Below are 3,000 nucleotides of genomic sequence, written 5' to 3'. Positions count from 1 at the left end.
GCGGGGTGGAGCGTGCGTGGGGAAGGGGGCCGCCGGCCGTGGGGCCCGCTGTCCGGCCCGGTCGTACGGGCTGGGGTCTTTCCCGGTGCGTTCCGGTGTGCTCCGGTGCTTCCCGTGGGTTCCGGGGGGTTCCGGTGCTCCTGGTGAAGTCGGTCCGGGGCCTGGTGGTCCCGGTCGCTCCGTCTTCGGTGCTGCTGGACGTGCCGTATGCCTGAAGGGTTCTTGCGGTGGGGCGGTGACAGGTTCGAGGCCTGTGCTGCCCGGGTGCTCCAGCCGTCTGGCGCGGTTCAGAGGGCCAGCTCCTCGGACTCGGCGGGCCGGATGTGGGCCGGGACCGTCTCCGCTTCCGTGGCCGAGTCGACCCGGCTGACGTCGGACAGGGGCGTGGCGAGCGTCAGACCGCGGCTGCTGGGGGACGAACCGTGTGCTTCGGCGCGGATGCGCTGCTTCATCGTGGGCGGCCGGTTGAGTTCGTGCGGCCGTGCCTGTGGTGCCGGTGCCACGTACGGCGCCTTCGCGCTGACGTCGGCGCTCCGGTTGCCGGTGCTGTCCTGCTGGGGTACGGCCGGGGTGGCGGCGGCCGCGGAGGTGACGAGGCCGAGAGAGGCGAAGAACGCCAGGAGTGCTGCGACGACGATGGACCAGATCCGGGTGACCTTGTTGGTAGCCACGGTTCCTCACTTTCGGGTCGGACGATTTGCGTACTTTCCTCATGATGTGTACGAGCCCTGAGAAGTGCGGGAGCCAGGTCCGCGATTCGCGGATCTTCAGATGAACACCACCCGGATGGTCGCAAGCGGTCAGAAGGTGGCAGAAAGGTCACCGTCCGTGGGTGCGGTGAAGCACATGGTGAGGTGCGTCTACTGCTGTACGGGGGGCGGGAGTTGGGTCCCCAGGGAGGTCACCGATCGGTCTCGGTCGGTGTGTATAGTCGGGCGCCAGAGGTCTCCTACGTCAAGGAAAGACGAGGTAGCGCGGTGAAGAAGCTTCTCCTGGTCGCACTGGCCGCCATCGGCGGGCTCCTCGTGTACCGCCAGATCCAGGCGGATCGCGCCGAGCAGGATCTGTGGACGGAGGCGACTGACTCCGTGCCTGCAGGTTCGTGAGTATCGACAGTCTCTTCACAGGCCCCGGTCGCCCATGGCGGCCGGGGCTTTGTGTTGCGGTGGCGCGGTCCGGCTCTCTGCTGTACGTGAATTTCCGCCGCGTACGACAGGTCTCTGATTTGCCTGAGTGAACAATCACCTTGCATCGGCAAAGGGTGTGGCTGATTGTCGACGGTCCGGCGGACGCCGTGTCCCGGCCCTGGTGTCCGGCTCTCCCGGCGCGGGCAGGAGCGGACGATTCACGTCCAGGCGCAGACAGTGCGGGGACGCGCGGGGCAGGATGGTGCGCGGCCGGGCGACGACGGAGGGGGCGGGATGGGACGGCGCGGCACCGGGCGCTGGGTGGCACTCTTGGTGGCGGTGTGCGCGGGGGCGCTGCTGCCCGTGCAGCAGGCCGCAGTCGCCCGCGCGGCGGAGGATCCGAGTCCGTATGTCTTCGCCCGCGGCGCGCAACGGGTGGCGGGCGCCGAGGAGTTGGCCTCCGCGTCCCGGCTTGACGCCGGTTCCGTGTACCGCAGCTCCATCGAGGGCGGCCGGACGCTGTACTACGCCGTCGAGCTCGACGAGTCCTCCAGTGCGTATGTCTCCGCCGTCGCGGTTCCCCGGTCCGGTACGCAAGTGGCGTACGGCGACGGCCTGTTGGTGACCCTGCGGAACGCGGAGGGGCAGACCTGCGGTTCCGGGCAGGCGTCCTTCGGCTCGGCGGACTACCCGGCTCCGCTCGCCGTCACCGCCTCCCGGCTGGTCGAGGGCGGCGGTACGCGGTGCCGGCAGAGCGGCACGTACTACGTGGTGGTCCAGAGGGAGAGCGCCGACGGTTCGGCGTCGGCGGGCTGGGACCTGGAGCTGAGCCATGTCGACGAGCCGCCGCTCGAGGGCGGGACGGCCTCGGAGCCGCCCGCGGAGGCGCGTAATCCGGTCGTCCCGCCGCCGCCCACGGGGACGGCGAAGGGCACGGAGGGCGGGACCGGGTTCAACGACGCGCGGCTGCTCGGGCACGGCGTGTGGCAGGACCGGATCCGGCCGGGGCAGGCCCTCTTCTACCGGGTGCCGCTGGACTGGGGACAGCAACTGGCCGCGCGGATCGAGCTGGAGGGCGCGCGGAGCGACGGTGGAGGCGCGCTCGGCGGGCTGCCCAAGGCGCTGCACCTGAGCCTGCACAATCCGGCCAGGACGCCGGTGACCTCGGCCGGTGAGAGCTATCGCGGCGAGCCCGTCACGGCGGCGCTGGACGCGCTGGCGCCGGTGGCCCACGAGAACCGGCTCGCCGCGCAGCCCGAGGCCAAGGAGATGCGGTTCCCCGGCTCGTACTACCTGAAGGTCACCCTCGATCCGAAGGTCGCGGAGCGGTACGGCGACAAGGCGCTGGGGCTGACGCTGCGCGTCGGGGTCACGGGGAAGCCGCGGACGGGGGTCGCGTACGACGGTGACGCGGGGATCTTCCGCGTGGCCGGGGACGGCACCGACGCCCCGGTGAGCGGTGCGGGTCCGGCCGGCGGTGACGTCGGCGACCCGAGCATGAAGGTGGTCGCGGCGGCCGGGATCGGTACGGGGACGCTGCTTGTTCTCTTCCTGGCGCTGTGGACGCTGCTCGCCCGGCGGCTCGCGGCGCGGCGGTCGGCGGCGGAGGAGACCGTTCCGCGGGCGGCTGTGGACGAGGGTGCGGAGGCGGTGGCGTACGGGCCGCCGCGGTCCTGGTAGGTCCCCGATCCCCGGTCCCCGGTACGCCTTGGTGGGTCCTGTGCTTGACGGTGCGTCAGGTGTGTTGACGGTGTGTCAGGTGTTCTGCCGGTGCGTCAGATGTGGGCCAGGGCCCAGAAACCCACCGCGTAGCTGAGCAGCGCCAACAGCAGGACCGGCACGGCCACCTTCGCGGGCGGGCCGGGGCGACGCC

General features: G+C 71.4%; 3 protein-coding genes. 2 read left to right on the top strand and 1 reads right to left on the bottom strand.

The window, feature by feature from the left end:
• Positions 1-287 precede the first annotated feature (287 nt).
• Positions 288-671: a DUF6344 domain-containing protein gene (locus GUY60_RS36350; RefSeq protein ID WP_161705759.1), complete on the bottom strand. Its 384-nt coding sequence runs from the start codon at positions 669-671 to the stop codon at positions 288-290.
• Positions 672-977: 306 nt separating this feature from the next.
• Here GUY60_RS36350 and GUY60_RS38630 point away from each other — a divergent pair, with 306 nt between their 5' ends.
• Positions 978-1,106, top strand: a complete 129-nt coding sequence (locus GUY60_RS38630; protein WP_010467770.1) for a DLW-39 family protein — start codon at positions 978-980, stop codon at positions 1,104-1,106.
• Positions 1,107-1,421: 315 nt separating this feature from the next.
• The gene (locus GUY60_RS36340) at positions 1,422-2,807 is read left to right on the top strand and encodes a hypothetical protein (RefSeq protein ID WP_187370217.1); all 1,386 of its coding nucleotides are present in this window, start codon (positions 1,422-1,424) and stop codon (positions 2,805-2,807) included.
• Positions 2,808-3,000 lie beyond the last annotated feature (193 nt).

It is taken from the genome of Streptomyces boluensis, from assembly GCF_009908195.1.
GTDB lineage: Bacteria > Actinomycetota > Actinomycetes > Streptomycetales > Streptomycetaceae > Streptomyces > Streptomyces boluensis.
This window is presented reverse-complemented; position numbering and strand designations above follow the sequence as displayed.

Coding starts and splice junctions, on each gene's coding strand:
- GUY60_RS36340 (WP_187370217.1), top strand. CDS start 1,422: ATGGGACGGCGCGGCACCGGGCGCTGGGTGGCACTCTTGGTGGCGGTG.